This window comes from Vibrio coralliilyticus, assembly GCF_024449095.1.
GTDB lineage: Bacteria > Pseudomonadota > Gammaproteobacteria > Enterobacterales > Vibrionaceae > Vibrio > Vibrio coralliilyticus_A.
Window position 1 is genome coordinate 654,274 of record NZ_CP024628.1, and the last position, 16,674, is coordinate 670,947.

Consider the following 16,674-nt stretch of genomic DNA (forward strand, 5'->3'; position numbering starts at 1 on the left):
AAATGTTAAGTCGTTTCTTTATCCAGCGTCCAAAATTTGCGCTGGTCATCTCAATTATATTGACTCTGGCTGGAGCAATATCACTCGCCGTTTTACCTATTGCTGAATACCCAAAGATTAGCCCGCCGTCAGTGAGTGTTACCGCTTTCTACACCGGTGCGAGTGCGGAAGCGGTTGAACAGGCGATCGCTGACCCAATAGAAACATCCGTCAATGGTGTTGAAAACATGATTTATATGTCTTCGAAAAGTGCCAATGACGGTTCGTATAGCCTCAATGTCACATTCGATGTTGGTACTGATCCAGATATGGCGCAAGTCAATGTTCAGAACCGAGTCGCACAGATCGAGTCGAAGCTGCCTCAGGAAGTGCGTATGGTTGGGGTGACTGTCAAAAAGCGTTCACCGGACCTTTTGATGGTTCTGAACTTTTACTCACCAAATGGTAAGTACAATGATCAGTTTTTAATTAACTATGTAAACTTGAATCTGAAAGACCAGCTAGCGCGTGTTAAAGGGATCAGTGAAGTTAACGTATTAGGTGGTGGTGAGTTTGCTATGCGTGTCTGGCTTGACCCAGAGAAAATGGCAAATCTGAATTTAACCACCAGTGATGTTCACTCTGCTTTGGCAGAGCAAAATGTTCAGGTTGCAGCAGGACGAATTGGTTCAGCGCCTTACAGCAGTGCGCAAGAAGTGCAGTTTAACCTTGTGACTAAAGGTCGATTGGAAAGTGTTGATGAATTTGAAAACGTTGTATTACGATCCAATAGTGATGGCTCAACGGTCTACCTTAAAGACATTGCACGGGTAGAGCTAGGCAAAAAATTCTATGACGGGACTGGAAAATTCCGCGGACAGGATGCGTCAATAGTGACGCTGTCACTCCAGTCTGATGCGAATGCCCTAGAAAGTGGAAGGGCGGTGATGGAGCTACTTGATAGTCTCAGCGCTAACTTCCCAGAAGGAATGGCTTACGAGACGAGTTATGACACTACAGTGTTCGTTGCGGAGTCGATTAAAGGCGTAGTCAAAACCTTAGTCGAAGCGATTTTGCTGGTTATTGCTGTCACCTATTTGTTCCTTGGTAGTGCTCGCGCCACGTTAATACCGGTTATTGCTATCCCGGTCTCTCTGATAGGTACTTTTGCCATCATGCAGTTAACGGGTTTCACGATAAATACAGTAACGTTGTTTGGATTAATATTGGCAATTGGTATTGTGGTTGATGACGCTATTCTGGTGATTGAAAACGTTGATACAACAATGGCGAAAGATCCGTCCATTAGTCCACGTAAAGCAACATTGATAGCGATGAAAGAGGTGACGGGGCCTATCATTACCTCAACACTCGTGCTTCTCGCTGTTTTCCTTCCCGTGGCGATGCTTCCGGGAATCACTGGCATCATGTATCGCCAGTTTGCACTCACGATTTGTATCTCTGTGGTTATTTCATCGATCAATGCTTTGACATTATCTCCTGCACTTTGCTCTTTAGTACTAAAACAAGGTGGTGGCAATACGGCACGCTGGTTTAAGGCATTTAATAGTGGCCTTGAGCGAATAACCACACGCTACGGTCAAATTGCCGGCTATCTGGTCAAGAAGTCACTATTGCTGGTGGTGTTTTTCGTTGTTGCGGTAGCAGCTGTGAGTTTCTTCGCCAAAACGACGTCTACAGCTTTTGTACCTCAGGAAGATAAAGGTATTTTGCTTGTTAACGTTCAACTTCCTGATTCTGCATCATTATCCCGCACAGAGTCTACAACGGCTCAATTGGCTAAGATGATTGAACAGGAGCCGGGCATTGACGGTATCACGGTCGCGAATGGGTACTCATTCATGACGGGAGCCGCCGCTTCCAATGGGGCGTCGCTCTTTATCAAACTTCATGATTGGGAGACTCGAAATGGGCTGGATGGTGAACACTCAGCGGCTGCCATCGCCAACAGAATCAATGGTCGAGCTGTAGTTGAGCTTCCGCAAGCGGTAGTTTTTGCTATGGGCCCGCCTGCAGTGCCGGGGATGGGAGCTGCATCTGGATTTGAATTCGTCTTAGAAGATACGCTTGGCAGAAGTCGCAGTGATCTTGCTGTTGTGATGGATCAAGTCATTGCTGAAGCGAATAAACAACCGGAAATTGCACGTAGCTTTAGTACGTTCCGAGCTAACGTTCCACATTACTACGTTGATATTGATCGAGAGAAGGCTCAGCAACTTGGGATTCCACTGTCGAGCATTTTTCAAACGCTACAGGGCAACTTAGGGTCGCTATATGTCAATGACTTTACGATGTTTGGTAAGAACTTCCGCGTGACGATGCAGGCTGATGCAGAGTACCGCACAGGAATGGAAGATTTAGAGCGCTTTCACGTGCGCTCGTCAGCTGGAGAGATGATTCCACTTAGTACATTAGTAAGCTATGAGCAGATATTCGAGCCGGATGTGGCATGGCGTTATAATATGTATCGAAGTGCGATTATTCAGGGGCAACCTGCACCGGGGTACTCAAGCGGTGATGCAATTGAAGCTATGGAACGTGTCGCGGCTGAGATATTACCTCAAGGCTATCAGTACGAATGGACGGGGATGGCTTATCAGGAAGTGCTTGCAGGCAACCAAGCAATATTTGCCTTTGCGCTGGCTTTGATTTTTATTTACCTGTTTATGGTAGCGCAGTATGAAAGTTGGAGTATTCCTCTAGCTATCATTCTGGTGGTGCCAATCGCCACTTTAGGATCGTTCTTAGCTCTGAACCTGACTGGAACACCACTTAACCTCTATGCTCAGATAGGTTTGGTTCTCTTGATCGCTCTCGCAGCTAAGAACGCAATTTTGATTGTTGAATTTGCAAAAGTTGAACGAGAAGATAAAGATGCGCCAATTGCCGAGGCTGCCGTGAAGGGGGGAAAACTGCGATTTAGGGCAGTGAATATGACATCTTGGTCGTTTATTTTGGGTATCTTCCCGTTAATTTTTGCTGCGGGAGCAGGTCATGTAAGTCAAAACTCATTGGGTATCTCTCTCATTGGCGGTCTGCTGTGTGTTTTGCTTGCGGGAACCTTCTTGATCCCAGGCTTTTACGCGCTTGTTCAGCGTCAACGTGAAAAAGTCCATGGTGGTAATACTAAACGGCTTCCCTTAGATGATGAGTAAGCCAACGAAATAATGCAAAATCCCCTTAGCAGAAGCTAAGGGGATTTTTGATATTAGTCCTAAAATTACAGTGTCGTTATAGGTATTTACTCTGTGAGGTACTTGTCCATCTCATGTTGTGGAACCATACCGCCACCTGTTGCCCAGACGAGATGAGTCGCGTTTCCCAAAGCGGATTCAGATAAGCTCAATCGAGCCAAATACTCGCGATCCTTGCAAGCAATGATTGGGCCTTTCATGCCAGCGAGCGCAGAAGGTTCAAGTTCAATGCCCTCTGTTTTCTTTAGCAGCTTTAACTGTGCGAAAAGTGTATCGTCCGCAACAGTGTAGTAGCCATCGATCATGCGCTCCATTGCTCTACCGACGAACCCTGATGCTCTGCCAACTGCCAAACCATCCGCTGCGGTGATATTGTCTAGACCGATGTCTTGAACGGAAATTTGATCGTGTAGTCCAGTATGTACTCCGAGTAACATACATGGCGAGTGTGTTGGCTCTGCAAAAATGCAGTGCACATGATCGCCAAATGCCAGCTTAAGGCCAAAAGCCACCCCTCCGGGGCCTCCACCGACACCGCAAGGCAAGTAGACAAATAAAGGGTGCTGTTCATCGACGGGAATATTCATATTTTCAAATTGCTTTTTGACCCTTTCACCCGCTACCGAGTAGCCAAGAAACAGTGTTTTGGAGTTTTCGTCATCAATGAAAAAGCAATTGGGATCTTGCTCGGCTTCCAAGCGTCCTTGTTCGACGGCAACGCCGTAGTCGCTATCATATTCTCGTACAGTCACACCATGTTCTCGAAGCTTTGTCTTCTTCCATTCTCTTGCATCCGATGACATGTGCACAGTGACTTGAAAGCCTAGGCGAGCACTCATGATACCGATGGACAGTCCCAGGTTCCCTGTCGAGCCAACGGCGATACTAAAACGAGAGAAGAAGTCGCGTAATGGTTGAGTATCGAGTATTTGGTAACTTTCATCTTTACGGAGTAAACCATGACTCATGGCGAGTTGCTCGGCATGGGTCAAGACTTCATAGATACCACCCCTTGCTTTGACCGAGCCTGAAATGGGCAAATGGCTATCCATTTTCATCAAAAGTTGACCAGCAATCTGGGTTTGATAAGTCGCTTCCAACTGAGACTTCATGGCAGGGATTTCATAAATGGGGGATTCGATAATGCCATTAGTCTTTGCTGTTTCAGGAAAGACTTTCGCTAAATAAGGGGCAAAGCGTTGTAATCGCTGTGAAGCATCCAGTGAATCTGATTGTGTTAAACCCACAAAGGGGAGGGCTTCTTTTGTGCTGGTGATATTGGGGTTAAACCAGCTCGTTTCTTCATATTGAGTTAAACGGTTAATGAGAGGGTACTGAACTAAGAGGTCATCCATAGAGTAAGCAACAGGTAAGAAATCATGACTCAATGTAACGCTTGAACTCTTTGGCTGGCAAATAATACTTTTTCACTAAGTGTGAATAATGCTGTCGAAATAGGATTGGCAAACTTTTTTGTACATGATTAACAAAATACTAATACAAACATGGGATTAACTAATATCGAGCGATATATTGGTTGCAGGCATTAACCATAAAGGACTTGATATGCAGCTTGAATTACTTAAAGAAGGTCACAGGGAGAAACTTCTTGAGTTCGAGCTTCAAAACAGAGAGTGGTTTGAAGCCAACATCCCTCCTCGCGAGATGGATTTTTACTCACAGAAAGGTGTTCAAGAACACATCCAGATGTTCCTGCTTGAATTTACTGCGAAGACACTGATTCCGATGTTGATTGTTGAGGATGGTGAAATTCTCGGGCGCGTGAATGTATCCAATATTAACCGCCGAAAAAAGGTTGCACATCTTGGCTATCGTGTGGGTAAATCTTTTACGAACCGTGGTGTAGCAAAATTCGCAGTGTCCAACATTATTCAAGTTGTTGAAGAAATCGGAGTGAAGACGTTGATCGCCTATGCGTCGACTGAGAACGTAGCATCTCAGAAAGTATTGATAGCTAATGGGTTCAAGCAGAATAAGGTAGTAAATCATTACGCAGAGATGAATGGAGAGCCTATAGACTGTATTGAATTTCAGTTACGTATCACTTGAGGAACAATGAATGATTAAGCAAGTAGGTCAAACCAAGATCAAAGAGTATCATAAAGCGACTTGCCACTGTGGCAAGGTTGAAATGGAGCTACACCTTCCCTTGGGTATCGATAAACCTCGGCGCTGCGACTGTTCGATTTGCCGAAGAAAAGGGGCGATTGTTGCGTCGGTGAAGCTCGATGGGATCAGAATAGTGAAAGGGCAAGAGCTGCTAAAGCTTTATCAGTTTAATACGGGGACGGCAAAACACTACTTTTGTTCTGAGTGCGGAATTTACACCCACCATCAGCGTCGCTCAGACCCATCTGAATATGGGTTCAATGTAGGGTGTTTAGAAGGTGTGAACCCCTTTGAATTGGGTGAGATTGTCACTCACGATGGGGTTAATCATCCGGCTGATCGATAACATAAAATGAGGAACTATCATGAACTTTCCAATCAATGCATCTTGTCAGTGTGGGCAGGTTTCTTACCAGCTTAGCGCTGCGCCTTTAAAGGTCATCGCCTGTCATTGCCAAGAATGTCAAAAGTTATCGACTAGCCCATACAGTGTGACGGCAATGGTTAGAACCCAAGATATCAAGTTCAAAGGGGAATTGAGTGAATGGCATCGCATCGCTGAGAGTGGCAACAAAAACTTTGCCAAATTTTGTCAGGGGTGTGGCAATCGTGTTTACCATTACAACCCGGATGATATGGCGACCATTAAACTCAAGCTGAAACCTGTAGGTGCCGAATATAACGCTATCTTTGAGCCAGAAATGCATGTTTGGCTAAGTGAAAAGCAAGATTGGGTGTACATTCCCAAGGGCGTTGCATGTTTTGATAAGCAGCCTTAATTCCGAAGCTGTGCTCATTTACCTGCTTTCTTATCTATGAACGAATTCAGATGCTGAATGTGAAGTCACAGAGCTCAGTGAGCTAAAAATCCCCAAGCCAATGTTTGGGGATTTTATGTGAAGAGAAAGCTAAAATTTCCTTTAGAAATTGACAGAGCGTTTAACCAAGTGACGGCAGAACGCCCATGGTAATGAGCAGTTGGGCTGCCACAATAACAAAGCCAATGGTGCCGCTAATCATAAGGCCTGCGTTACCACCAAAAACTTGGTAACTGTCTTGCGTGTTCTCTGCAATGCGTGCCCTTTTCACCATCATGATGGGTAAGAATATGGCTAAAACTGCCAGTGCAATCGCAGCATAACCAAGTGCCATGATAAACCCCTGAGGATAGAACAAGGCGAAGCCCATTGGAGGAACAAAGGTGATGGCACCGACAATAGCTCTGTTAGAAGAAGCGTTTTTCTTCTTGAAGCTGTCTCCCAAGAACTCAAATAACCCTAAGCTGACACCGAGGAAAGAAGTTAACAGCGCTAAATCCGCAAATACACCGATAGTCTGACCAAGACCTGATTGGTGGACTTTATTCGACAGTGTCGAAATCAGCCCACTTAGGCCTTGGTTGTCCACCAGTGCATCCTGACTAACTACACCCAGTGTAACGATTTGCCAAAACACATAAATGACCAATGGGATAGAAGAGCCGATTACAATTGCCTTACGCAGTGATGGGGTGTTCCCATCAAGGTAGTTGACGATAGCGGGAATGCTTCCATGAAAACCGAATGATGTAAAAATAACAGGGATAGATGCGACGATAAGTCCTTGCTCAATAGGCATATTAAGCAGGTATGATTCTGTTACGTTTGGTGCAAGAAATGTCAGCACCATAGCCATCGTGACAAGCTTGATTGTGAATAAAACACGATTCACTTTATCGACGGTACTCGTACCTATGGTAACGACTGAAGCGACCACAATGGTGAAGATCACCGTTGATGCTGTCCCTGTGATTTCAAGGCCGGTGAACTGCGCAAGACGCTCGCCAAATTGAGCCCCGCCACCTGCAATGTACGCAGCACAAAGTGAGTAAAACAGAAACAGCATAGAAAAGCTGGCAACCCACTTACCTTTTTGCCCAAGGAACTGCTTTGCAAGAGTGTGTAAAGTCGCACTTGAATCAGCGTGCTGGTGGAGTTCCACCATCAAGAGAGCGGTATAAGCCATTAATGCCCAAAGCGCGACCATAATGATTAGAGAGGTAGCAAAGCCGATTCCAGCAGAAGCAAGTGGTAGAGCGAGCATTCCAGCACCGATTGTCGTGCCTGCGATGATCAAAGTGCTACCCAGAACTTTTGAATTAGTCATGTACGTTATTCTTTACGTTTTTGAGGTGGCTTAGTGCTAAAAACTATGTTAAGCACCAATTTCATTATTGAAAAACTAGTATTTAGCCATTTTGTAGAATTTAAGAGAGTACTTCAAGTTCTTTGTACATATATATATCCAAAGCTGTAAATTTTTTTATACATTGTTGGTAGTTGTGTCTGTGTAATAAAGATGCAAACGATTACTTGCGATAAAACTCATATCACTATGATTATTTACTTTGTTCTTTCAAAAAACTGTCATATAAGTGGTTTAAAAAGGAGCAATAGGCCTTATATTCATGTTGAGACTTGAAAACAGGTCTATAAAATTGTTTGCTATTAAGGAGGTCAGAATGAGTGACCAAACATTGAACGAAGAATGCCTTGAATTGCTGGATGCTATGGAGATTGGTTTTGAACTGTCAGATTATGAGCAGTCAATCGAAGAGCTAGCTGAAGAAATCTTCAATAAATAGTCGTTCGTTTAAATCAACATTCAAGTTGATTCCAGAAAGAGCCAGTGCAAATGCGCTGGCTTTGTGCTTTTATGGAGTTAACGTATCCAACAAAGCAGAGTCATGAATTATCTTGCCCACCTCCATATTGCTCAGCATTGCCAGTCGAGTTTATTAGGGAATTTGCTTGGAGACTTTGTCAAGGGGAACCCTGCACATCGGTATTCACCACGAATAGTTCAAGGCATCAAGCTTCATCGATTTGTTGACAGCACGACAGACAGCCACGCTCTGATGCGGCTGGCAAGGCAATACTTTGGCGGCAAAAGCCGACGCTTTTCAGGCATTGCACTGGATATGTTTTGGGATCATTGCCTTGCTTCAGAGTGGCCGCGATACCATAAGCACAGATTGAAAGATTTCTGTGATGATGCAGAGCGTGTGGTGCGAATAGAGTCCCCAGAAGTACTGCCTGAGCGTTTTGTCATAGTCAGCCAAGCGATGTGGCAAGGCAGGTGGCTTGAATCCTATCAGGAACTTGAGAACATCGAGTACGCTCTGCAAAGAATGTCGACTCGTTCACCAAGAATGGGGGAGCTATCGCGTTGTTTTGCTACGTTAGAGCAGCGTTATCAACCATTGAAAGAAATTTTCCATAGCTTGTACCCAGAGATACTAAACGCTGCAAAAAGATTCTGATAGAATCGGCAGCCCAGTTTCACTTGGAAAGTCACCATGTCCTCATTTAAACAGCTTGGCCTGCCTCAAACACTTATTTCTTCCGTAGAGAAATTAGGTTTTAACACACCTACACCTATTCAGGAGCAGGCGATTCCTCATGTACTTGAGGGGAAAGACATCCTTGCCGGAGCACAAACCGGAACGGGGAAAACAGCCGCGTTTGGATTGCCGCTGTTAAGCAAATTGCTTAATGAACAAACGGTTCGTGATCCACAATCAAATGATGTTTTGGCCCTAGTCGTGGTGCCGACACGTGAACTGGCGCAGCAAGTATTTGACAGCTTAACGGCTTATGCGAGTACAACTGAGCTTAATATTGTGACCGCCTATGGGGGGACTAGTATGAATGTTCAGACGCAAAACTTAAGACAAGGCTGCGATGTTTTGATTGCAACGCCTGGACGTTTATTGGATCACCTTTACTGTAAAAATATCAATCTCAGAAAAACAGACTACTTGGTATTGGATGAAGCAGACCGAATGTTGGATATGGGGTTCATGCCTGATATTCAACGAATATTGAAAAAGCTTAAGCCTGAACGTCAGACTTTATTCTTTTCCGCCACTTTTGATCAGCGTATTAAAACCATTGCCTACAAGCTGATGAACGACCCTGTTGAAATCCAAGTCACACCTTCAAATAGTACTGCCGAGACCGTTAAACAAATGGTTTATCCTGTCGACAAGAAGCGAAAGGCTGAGCTGCTGGCGTATCTCATCGGTTCACGAAATTGGCAACAGGTTTTGGTCTTTACGAAGACTAAACAGGGTAGTGACGCGCTGGCAAAAGAGCTCAAGTTGGATGGTATTAAAGCAGCATCAATCAACGGAGATAAAAGCCAAGGTGCTCGTCAAAAAGCGTTGGATGATTTTAAATCTGGAGCCATCAGAGCTCTGATCGCCACAGATGTAGCTGCGCGAGGATTAGATATTAGTCAGTTGGAACAAGTGGTTAACTTTGATATGCCCTATAAAGCTGAAGATTATGTCCATCGCATTGGGAGAACAGGTCGCGCGGGTAAAGAGGGACTTGCTGTCTCTCTTATGAGCAAAGATGAAGAGTATTTATTAGAGGCAATAGAGCGGCTGTTGGATTCACGTTTGCCCCAAGAGTGGTTAGAAGGTTTTGAGCCTAGCTTGAATGAGCCAGTGGAATCTGAAAGAGAGCGAGGTGGAAGGCGACAAAGCCGTTCCTCAGAAAAGAGAAAAATGAAAGCAAAGCTGAAGATCCACGCGCATCGTGGCAAGAAGAAATAAGCTCGAATAAAAAAGCGCTTCGTTATGAAGCGCTTGTTCGTTGTTATATCAAACTCACTTTTATTTAGAGGTCTGGAATTCAGCAACGGCTTTATCCATTTCACTGGCTTGTAGCGAAACTCTATCGACCTCAGAGAGGCAATTTTGCGCTGAGTGCATGTTACCCTCTGAAATAGTGTTGAGCTCAGTAATTGACTCACTGACTTGGTTCATTACGATACCCTGCTCTTCAATCGCAGAGGCAATACGTTCAGAGTTGGCCTGAATGTTTGTCATGTCGGTGATAATCTGACCTAAACTTTCATCCAATGTTTCAGATGCACCTAGTGTTTGTTGTCCTTGATCGTTACATTGATCGATATTAGTAACCACAGTGGCCATTTGAGTTTGAATAGCCGTGACCACTTTGGTTATCTCTTCGGTTGATTGATGAGTGCGACTTGCAAGGGCTCGAACTTCATCAGCGACGACTGCAAAACCGCGTCCTTGTTCACCAGCACGTGCTGCTTCTATTGCTGCGTTTAGTGCTAACAAGTTCGTTTGCTCGGCGATACCTTGAATGATGTTGACGGCATCCCCTATCTTATCAACATGATCGTTTAGAGAACTGATTGACCCCTGACTGTCCGACAAAATTTGCGACAGTTGGCTAATATTCTTAACCGTCTCTTCCACAACTTCTCGGCCATGTTGAGCATTGACTGAAGCTTGTTGAACGCCTTCGACAGCTACAGCGGTACTTTCTGAGATTTCGTTAATCGTCGAAACCATCTCTTGTACAGATGTTGCCATAGTTGATGTGTGGTCCGCTTGAACATGGAATTGCTCTATAACGCTCTGAAGCTCGTTGTGCATACTTTGCGTACTTTGGGACAATTCTGAAGATTTTGATTGTGTCCCTGAGATCAGCTCTTCCAGCTTATCTAGCAAGCGGTTGAAATAGTTGCCGATTGAAACGAGTTCGTTATTACCAGAAAGCTGGGAGCGCAGGGCGACATTGTTCGTTCGGGCAATTTCTTGGATGATTGAAAGTAGAGCGGCAACTTGCACGTTGATAGAGCGAGATATTTGGAAGATGAAGCCAAGGATGAAGAGTACAACGGCAATACTGACCCCTTGTTTGATCAGGTTGAGCTCTTTTCTAGTGATCTCACTTTGTTCATCCAGTGCTCCTGAGAAAGTCTCGAACTGTGTTTCTACAGCATGGGATAAACCTCGAGCTTCACCGAGTAAGCCTTCGTTGTATTTTAGGCCAATGGTTTTCTTTTGGGCTATCACTTGATTGGCAGCGCTAGCTAGCTGACTAGCATTACTTGGTAGTAACTGGGCGTTAACTTCACCTTTTGCCACGAGCGCATCAAATTCAAACAGATCGACTAACTGATCACTCGATAATGAACGCCTTAATGTTTTAAGCTCGGCATTGTAGCGTCCTATAAGCTTTTCTTCTGGCTTGAGCCCAAGAGCATCAAAAGCATTAACAAGGCGGGTAAACCCATTTTGATATTTCAAAATATCTTGTCTTACTTGTGAGCTTGAAGGTAAATCGTTATCGTCAAGAATAGGAGCTAACTCAGATTCGAGATCAAGAAAGATATCCATATTCTTATTAAACTTATCGAGGTATTTCATATCTTTCCTAAGAAGAAAGTCTTTTTCATTTCTCCTTAGATTGAGAAGGCGAATTTCCAGCTTCGCCACGAGTAAATTTGCTTTATTAAGTTGATTGGTGGTTTGGGCAAGTTGAGAGGTTGCTAAAAGTAATGAAACAACCCCTAAAATGGCGACTGCACCTAATGAATACAGTTTATTCTTGATATTCATGGGACTACCTGAGTTAATTGAGCGGTTAGTTTGTTGACTTCTTTTTGAAGAGTAGTTGCTATTTATATATATATCAATTGATATAATCTTTGATGACTAATGATAGATGCTATCAATGCTTAGAGCGGTGAATATCAAAATGTTAAAACAATTGGAGCAATATCAAGGTTTAATCTTTGATATGGATGGAACTTTAATCGATACCATGCCAGCACACCTTAAGGCATGGGCGGTGACAGCACGTGAATTTGGATTTCCATTTACGCAAGACTGGCTACATAGCTTAGGAGGTATGCCAAGCTATAAAATCGCGACTGAAGTAAACAAAAAGCATGGATTGTCGTTAGATCCTATGGAGGTATCGAAATTCAAAATGAAGGCATTTGCAGGGCTTAATGACTTTGGTCTACCAATTGATTCAACCAACCACATTTTAAACTATTTCCATGGTAGAAAAAAAATCGCGGTAGGCACAGGCAGTCAGCGAGAGAGTGCTGTGAGGTTGCTTAAAGAAAGCCAAATCCTTGATAAGCTAGATACCTTGGTTACGGCAACTGACGTCGTCAATCACAAACCAAACCCTGACACTTTCTTAAAAGCGGCTGAACAACTTCAACTCACACCTAATCAATGTATAGTATTTGAAGATACTGAATTGGGCAAAAAAGCTGCCCATGCAGCAAACATGGACTGTGTGATGGTGGAAGGGGCTGAGTTGGTTTTTTATCCTTGCTCAGCAGAGTGAAAAGAGCCGCATAGCGGCTCTTTCAGTATGAGAACTTATCTGTCCCAGTACGCTTCTTCCAAGCTATCTTCACGCTCAGGAAGAGCACGAGCCAAACGAGGGGAATGCTGAGTTAACACTTCATAACTGACTCGGTTAGCGTATTTGCAAATTTGAGATAGCGATGAATACGTCAAATATGGCTGATCATGCTTGGATGAGTTCGGTACGTTGACTTGGTGATGGCTGTTTGCCGCCATATCATGTAAAAGTGCCGACAGTGCCGCGTCTCCTGCGCCATTGGTATTCTTAATCTCTAGAGGACCACCAAGGTAAGGGCCAATATGAGAATAGACTTTCACCGGTGTAGCACAATCTTTTTTGCGCATAGCACGGCTAAACTCATATTTGTTGAATTCAGGAATGTTACCCGGTAGTAATGGCAATTCTGTTGTGCGCTTTACTGAATCTTCAGTGTAACCTGCCATATATAATCCAACAGGGCCAGAAGTACACAGTACCAAGTCAACCCATTCTAACGCTTTGTCTGCGGCTAGAAGCGGATCTTTCTCACCAGTTAATGCTTCGCCTTCTTCCTCGTTCATTGCAACGATGGAAATGTTTTCTTTAATGTAGTCCTGCCACCATTTCGCATTTCCTTCGATCACCCATTTTGTACCCAGAGTCAATACGACAGGGACATTTTTAGATTTAGCAATTTCGATTGCTCGAGCCACAGCTTGAGGCATTGGATCTTCAGGGTTTCCGCGCATTAGGTATGACGAAACGACCAAAGCAGAGGCTTTGTCGAAGACATCTTCCGGAATGCTGTCCGGACGAAGCTTATTCATGTGGCCTTCGTTAATGGCGAAAGTGCGCTCGCCATTTTCTGAAATGAGCGTATAGCAGCGACCAATAGAGCCTTCTACCATTTGCAGGTGATTAAGGTTCATACGTGAAGAAGTACGGCATAGGTAACGATAGGCAAAAGAGCCGACTTCGATGTTCTTTGACATCACACCCAAGAGTACAGACTTGCTGTCGGCAAGTACTGAGTAGTTGTGCAATGTATTACCAATAGTATCGCCAGGGTACTGGTGTGTAATTAGCTCACGCTGTACCAGTTCATCATATAAAGCATCCGCTTTGCTCTCTTCTAACACGAGAGAGTGCCCTTTACTCAAGTCGTATTTAGCGAGGAAATCGTCGTCCACACGAGCTTCTATATCAACGATTGTCTGACCAACACCAACGATGATTGGTCGGTAAAGCTTAGGTGTTTGCTTCATTTGGTTGACAAGAGGATCACGAGCGTGAGTCGGGAAATAGTGCTTAGATTTGCGCTGTCCGGGAAACTTCATTTTAAGAGTGCGGTTAGAAATTTTCGCGCATCATATCACATCAAAATAAGATTGCTTTCATTTTTGTTACACAAAAAAGAGCCAAACTGAAACGTTTGGCTCTTTTTCGTCTACTTTTTCGTAGTGTGGATGCCGTATGCCTTTGTGCCCCATAATGGCACGGTTGAAAGGCTATGCTTGAAGCTGCCAGATGTCTCTTTCGTCGAATATGACAAGTACATCAGTGTTTGGTTTTCGGCATCAAAAATTCGACGTACCTTCATGCTTTTAAAGAAAATACTTTTCGACTTCTTAAATACCACTTCGCCACTTTTTGATTTATCAATGGCCGCTAACATTTCAGGGGTAATTTCCCCTGTTTGACGACAAGAAATTGAACTATCACTTGGATCTGCGAGGCTCAGGTCGGCTTCAATAGAGGCAATATGGCAGGTAACACCTGTAACCACCGGATCCTTGAGGTGATTCAGTTTGATGTCTTTTAGTGTGAACAAGCCTAGGCTGACATCGCCAACTTCGCTATTGTCACAGGCTGTTAAACCTAAGGCCAGCAATGATACGGTCGCGATTTTTTTGAACATGATGTGAGTTGTCCTAATGATTGAATTCCGTTTGTGAACTTGCCTAGTTTGACACAGATGACAGCAGATATCCTTAAAATACTTGAGACATCAGATCGTTATCGCTAAGCTTCACGGTAATGACACATAAAATACAGTAGTCACCCAGTATGACCGAAAGTGTGAATCCAATTGTTGAGGTCAAGAACCAATGGCTAAGTCAGCACGTCGATGTGGAGTTTCCGACTCAAGAAAGCCTTGCGGGGAGAGCTCTGTTTCTAGAAAAAAGCGCAGATAGTCAGTTCAAAAAACTGGATGATAAGCTTGATGCTGGTACTGATTTCGTTACGCAAGATATATATAAGGTGGACTTTCATCGTCTGACGGTGATGTTCTCTTTACTTCAGTCGAAAAGGTGGGAACAGCTGCGGGATCAAGAGCTGATAGTTGAGTTTTTGAGCCAAATTATCTTCTCAGAGCCATGCGATCTTTATGTAGGTTTTCAAAATGGAGAGCCCACTGCTGCAGCTATTGTAACCAAACTAGACAACACATTATTGATTTCTGATGTGGTGTCATGTGCTAGCGAGCCTACTGCATTTATTGCCTCTTTACTGGGTCACCCCAGCGTAGAAGCATCACTATTCTCGAATATATACATCGAATCATAAAGCCTATAACGATAGTATAGACACGGTTATCCGCATACCAATTAACGCTTCTTTTTAGTCCACTTGGTGTTATTAGTATTGAATTCATGCAATTAGCATATCAATTAGTGACACGTCCGGTATTTTTATCATCAACTAAGTGGTATTTGATTGAAGTGTTAACCCCATCATTCCAATCTCAGTTACCTCGCATAGTATTTGACGAGTACCTTATAGAAAGGAAACTGGAATGGGTAAACCTCAGACTCAATGTGTGATCTTCGATTGTGATGGAACCTTAGTGGATAGTGAAAGGCTTTGTTGTCAGGCACTTTGCGATGTGTTCAATCGATACGACGTTCACTTGTCTTTAGAGACGGCAATAGAGCATTTTGAGGGAGGTAAACTGGCCGATATTCTTACCGATATGCGAGATCGGTTAGACCTGAATGTTTCATTGGACGAACTCGAGCCAATATATAGAAAGTCTCTGGAAAAGCGGTTTGAGGCCGACTTAAAGCCAATGGAAGGAGTATTTGATGTTATTCAATACTTAGAAGCAAAAGGCATCGAGTATTGTGTCGCTTCAAATGGTCCAAAAACAAAAATTGAAAAAACACTGCAAATCACGGGTCTGTTGCCCTATTTCAAGGGCAAGATCTTTTCAGCGTTTGATACCAATAGTTGGAAGCCTGAACCTGACTTAGTCCATTATAGTGCGATGAATATGGGATTTAGTCTCAACGAATGCATCTATGTCGATGATACGCCAAAAGGGTTGGAAGCAGGGATACGAGCAGGAGTTAAGACAATCCACCTAGTCGGCCTTAACAATAAGGTTCATTCAGAAAATATTGTGAGGATTAAGACTCTAAAAGAGTTAGAAACTTTGCTCTAGTGGAGCCACGCAGTTAGGCATAAATATGTTTTGTTTGTCTTCTCGTCTCTTTGCTAACGGCGTTTTTAATACCGAGTACCTAACTTCCAGTGTGACTTGAACAACGAGCATAACGAACGCCTTTTGCTCAAAGTGCTCGTCAATTATCCCGTAAAGTCTGGTTTTTAACCGTTTGAATCAAAAAGACAAAATTTTTATTGATCTCAAATCTCAATCCGTTAAAGTACGCCTCGTTCTCACGGCACAGGCCGGTGAGAGATGGTGTTACCATCGCATGATTGCGTTGCCCTGGTGGTGGAATTGGTAGACACAAGGGATTTAAAATCCCTCGGCGTTCGCGCTGTGCCGGTTCAAGTCCGGCCCGGGGCACCATATAAAAAATGAGGCGCGTTGGCAGAGTGGCTATGCAGCGGATTGCAAATCCGTGGACCTCGGTTCGACTCCGGGACGCGCCTCCATTCTCTTTGAGAATACAGTAACCAGCTTAGGCTGGTTTTTTTGTATCTGCGTATCGAAAAGCTCATTTTAGAGAGTAGCGTATTGCTATCGGATGATTGTTTTCCTATTAGCTTTGTCTCTTTGGCTCATTACTTATAGTTGGTAGTTCCAACCTATCCGCCTCTTCGTAATATAAAAGTTACCTTTTACGGTGACTGATTGAAAAATCGAACCACAATGGTCATAAACTGCACGGCATTGGTGCAGACTTAGTATGGTAACCTAATTAACTACC

15 protein-coding genes and 2 tRNA genes are annotated in these 16,674 nt (G+C 43.9%); 12 read left to right on the top strand and 5 right to left on the bottom strand.

All coding sequences use genetic code 11. From position 1 onward, the window contains the following. Positions 1-2: 2 nt before the first annotated feature. Complete coding sequence (locus tag CTT30_RS18545; protein ID WP_252037440.1) at positions 3-3,155, top strand: efflux RND transporter permease subunit; 3,153 nt, start codon at positions 3-5, stop codon at positions 3,153-3,155. An 86-nt stretch (positions 3,156-3,241) separates the two neighbouring features. Here the strand turns inward: CTT30_RS18545 and dsdA are convergent, their stop codons facing one another. After that, positions 3,242-4,549 carry a D-serine ammonia-lyase gene (gene dsdA / locus CTT30_RS18550; protein WP_252037597.1) on the bottom strand — a complete coding sequence of 436 codons (1,308 nt, stop codon included), beginning with the start codon at positions 4,547-4,549 and terminating at the stop codon, positions 3,242-3,244. A 211-nt stretch (positions 4,550-4,760) separates the two neighbouring features. Between dsdA and CTT30_RS18555 the strand changes: the two genes are divergently transcribed. From CTT30_RS18555 to CTT30_RS18565, 3 genes are read left to right on the top strand one after another with little or no spacing between them, the layout of a single operon-like run. Next, positions 4,761-5,264: a GNAT family N-acetyltransferase gene (locus CTT30_RS18555; RefSeq protein ID WP_252037442.1), complete on the top strand. Its 504-nt coding sequence runs from the start codon at positions 4,761-4,763 to the stop codon at positions 5,262-5,264. A 10-nt stretch (positions 5,265-5,274) separates the two neighbouring features. Next, on the top strand, positions 5,275-5,670 hold the full coding sequence (locus CTT30_RS18560) for a GFA family protein (RefSeq protein WP_252037444.1): 396 nt from the start codon (positions 5,275-5,277) through the stop codon (positions 5,668-5,670). A gap of 19 nt (positions 5,671-5,689) precedes the next feature. Continuing rightward, positions 5,690-6,103 (top strand): GFA family protein, encoded by a 414-nt coding sequence (locus CTT30_RS18565; RefSeq protein WP_239874712.1) that lies wholly within the window; start codon positions 5,690-5,692, stop codon positions 6,101-6,103. A 160-nt stretch (positions 6,104-6,263) separates the two neighbouring features. Here the strand turns inward: CTT30_RS18565 and CTT30_RS18570 are convergent, their stop codons facing one another. Then, positions 6,264-7,469, bottom strand: a complete 1,206-nt coding sequence (locus CTT30_RS18570) for an aromatic amino acid transporter (RefSeq protein WP_252037446.1) — start codon at positions 7,467-7,469, stop codon at positions 6,264-6,266. Between the two features lie 355 nt (positions 7,470-7,824). Between CTT30_RS18570 and CTT30_RS18575 the strand changes: the two genes are divergently transcribed. From CTT30_RS18575 to CTT30_RS18585, 3 genes are all read left to right on the top strand, one after another. Further along, positions 7,825-7,947: a hypothetical protein gene (locus tag CTT30_RS18575; protein ID WP_006960927.1), complete on the top strand. Its 123-nt coding sequence runs from the start codon at positions 7,825-7,827 to the stop codon at positions 7,945-7,947. A gap of 102 nt (positions 7,948-8,049) precedes the next feature. After that, positions 8,050-8,625 carry an acyl carrier protein phosphodiesterase gene (locus tag CTT30_RS18580; protein ID WP_252037448.1) on the top strand — a complete coding sequence of 192 codons (576 nt, stop codon included), beginning with the start codon at positions 8,050-8,052 and terminating at the stop codon, positions 8,623-8,625. A 36-nt stretch (positions 8,626-8,661) separates the two neighbouring features. After that, entirely contained in the window at positions 8,662-9,924 is a 1,263-nt protein-coding gene (locus CTT30_RS18585; protein WP_252037449.1) for a DEAD/DEAH box helicase, read from the top strand. Positions 9,925-9,984: 60 nt separating this feature from the next. Here CTT30_RS18585 and CTT30_RS18590 read toward each other — a convergent pair whose 3' ends face one another. Next, positions 9,985-11,748, bottom strand: coding sequence for a methyl-accepting chemotaxis protein (locus tag CTT30_RS18590; protein ID WP_252037451.1), 1,764 nt, complete (start codon positions 11,746-11,748; stop codon positions 9,985-9,987). 139 nt (positions 11,749-11,887) lie between these two features. On the opposite strand from CTT30_RS18590, the gene CTT30_RS18595 reads away from it, so the two are divergent. After that, positions 11,888-12,493 carry a beta-phosphoglucomutase family hydrolase gene (locus CTT30_RS18595; protein WP_252037452.1) on the top strand — a complete coding sequence of 202 codons (606 nt, stop codon included), beginning with the start codon at positions 11,888-11,890 and terminating at the stop codon, positions 12,491-12,493. Between the two features lie 35 nt (positions 12,494-12,528). Here the strand turns inward: CTT30_RS18595 and CTT30_RS18600 are convergent, their stop codons facing one another. Both CTT30_RS18600 and CTT30_RS18605 read right to left on the bottom strand, forming a co-directional pair. Continuing rightward, positions 12,529-13,833 carry an inosine/guanosine kinase gene (locus CTT30_RS18600; protein WP_239864181.1) on the bottom strand — a complete coding sequence of 435 codons (1,305 nt, stop codon included), beginning with the start codon at positions 13,831-13,833 and terminating at the stop codon, positions 12,529-12,531. Positions 13,834-13,943: 110 nt separating this feature from the next. After that, positions 13,944-14,414: a CreA family protein gene (locus tag CTT30_RS18605; protein ID WP_239835173.1), complete on the bottom strand. Its 471-nt coding sequence runs from the start codon at positions 14,412-14,414 to the stop codon at positions 13,944-13,946. Positions 14,415-14,563: 149 nt separating this feature from the next. Here CTT30_RS18605 and CTT30_RS18610 point away from each other — a divergent pair, with 149 nt between their 5' ends. The 4 genes from CTT30_RS18610 (at position 14,564) to CTT30_RS18625 (ending at position 16,399) form a co-directional block, all read left to right on the top strand. Next, complete coding sequence (locus tag CTT30_RS18610; protein WP_239864180.1) at positions 14,564-15,064, top strand: flavodoxin; 501 nt, start codon at positions 14,564-14,566, stop codon at positions 15,062-15,064. Positions 15,065-15,293: 229 nt separating this feature from the next. Continuing rightward, the gene (locus tag CTT30_RS18615; RefSeq protein WP_252037453.1) at positions 15,294-15,941 is read left to right on the top strand and encodes an HAD-IA family hydrolase; all 648 of its coding nucleotides are present in this window, start codon (positions 15,294-15,296) and stop codon (positions 15,939-15,941) included. 285 nt (positions 15,942-16,226) lie between these two features. Then, positions 16,227-16,313 (top strand) — tRNA-Leu (locus CTT30_RS18620). 12 nt (positions 16,314-16,325) lie between these two features. Further along, a tRNA-Cys gene (locus CTT30_RS18625) sits at positions 16,326-16,399 on the top strand. The last annotated feature ends 275 nt before the right edge of the window (positions 16,400-16,674 follow it).

Coding starts and splice junctions, on each gene's coding strand:
- CTT30_RS18605 (WP_239835173.1), bottom strand. CDS start 14,414: ATGTTCAAAAAAATCGCGACCGTATCATTGCTGGCCTTAGGTTTAACA.
- CTT30_RS18595 (WP_252037452.1), top strand. CDS start 11,888: ATGTTAAAACAATTGGAGCAATATCAAGGTTTAATCTTTGATATGGAT.
- CTT30_RS18600 (WP_239864181.1), bottom strand. CDS start 13,833: ATGAAGTTTCCCGGACAGCGCAAATCTAAGCACTATTTCCCGACTCAC.
- CTT30_RS18565 (WP_239874712.1), top strand. CDS start 5,690: ATGAACTTTCCAATCAATGCATCTTGTCAGTGTGGGCAGGTTTCTTAC.
- CTT30_RS18575 (WP_006960927.1), top strand. CDS start 7,825: ATGAGTGACCAAACATTGAACGAAGAATGCCTTGAATTGCTGGATGCT.
- dsdA (WP_252037597.1), bottom strand. CDS start 4,549: ATGGATGACCTCTTAGTTCAGTACCCTCTCATTAACCGTTTAACTCAA.
- CTT30_RS18560 (WP_252037444.1), top strand. CDS start 5,275: ATGATTAAGCAAGTAGGTCAAACCAAGATCAAAGAGTATCATAAAGCG.
- CTT30_RS18580 (WP_252037448.1), top strand. CDS start 8,050: ATGAATTATCTTGCCCACCTCCATATTGCTCAGCATTGCCAGTCGAGT.
- CTT30_RS18610 (WP_239864180.1), top strand. CDS start 14,564: ATGACCGAAAGTGTGAATCCAATTGTTGAGGTCAAGAACCAATGGCTA.
- CTT30_RS18585 (WP_252037449.1), top strand. CDS start 8,662: ATGTCCTCATTTAAACAGCTTGGCCTGCCTCAAACACTTATTTCTTCC.
- CTT30_RS18545 (WP_252037440.1), top strand. CDS start 3: ATGTTAAGTCGTTTCTTTATCCAGCGTCCAAAATTTGCGCTGGTCATC.
- CTT30_RS18590 (WP_252037451.1), bottom strand. CDS start 11,748: ATGAATATCAAGAATAAACTGTATTCATTAGGTGCAGTCGCCATTTTA.
- CTT30_RS18570 (WP_252037446.1), bottom strand. CDS start 7,469: ATGACTAATTCAAAAGTTCTGGGTAGCACTTTGATCATCGCAGGCACG.
- CTT30_RS18555 (WP_252037442.1), top strand. CDS start 4,761: ATGCAGCTTGAATTACTTAAAGAAGGTCACAGGGAGAAACTTCTTGAG.
- CTT30_RS18615 (WP_252037453.1), top strand. CDS start 15,294: ATGGGTAAACCTCAGACTCAATGTGTGATCTTCGATTGTGATGGAACC.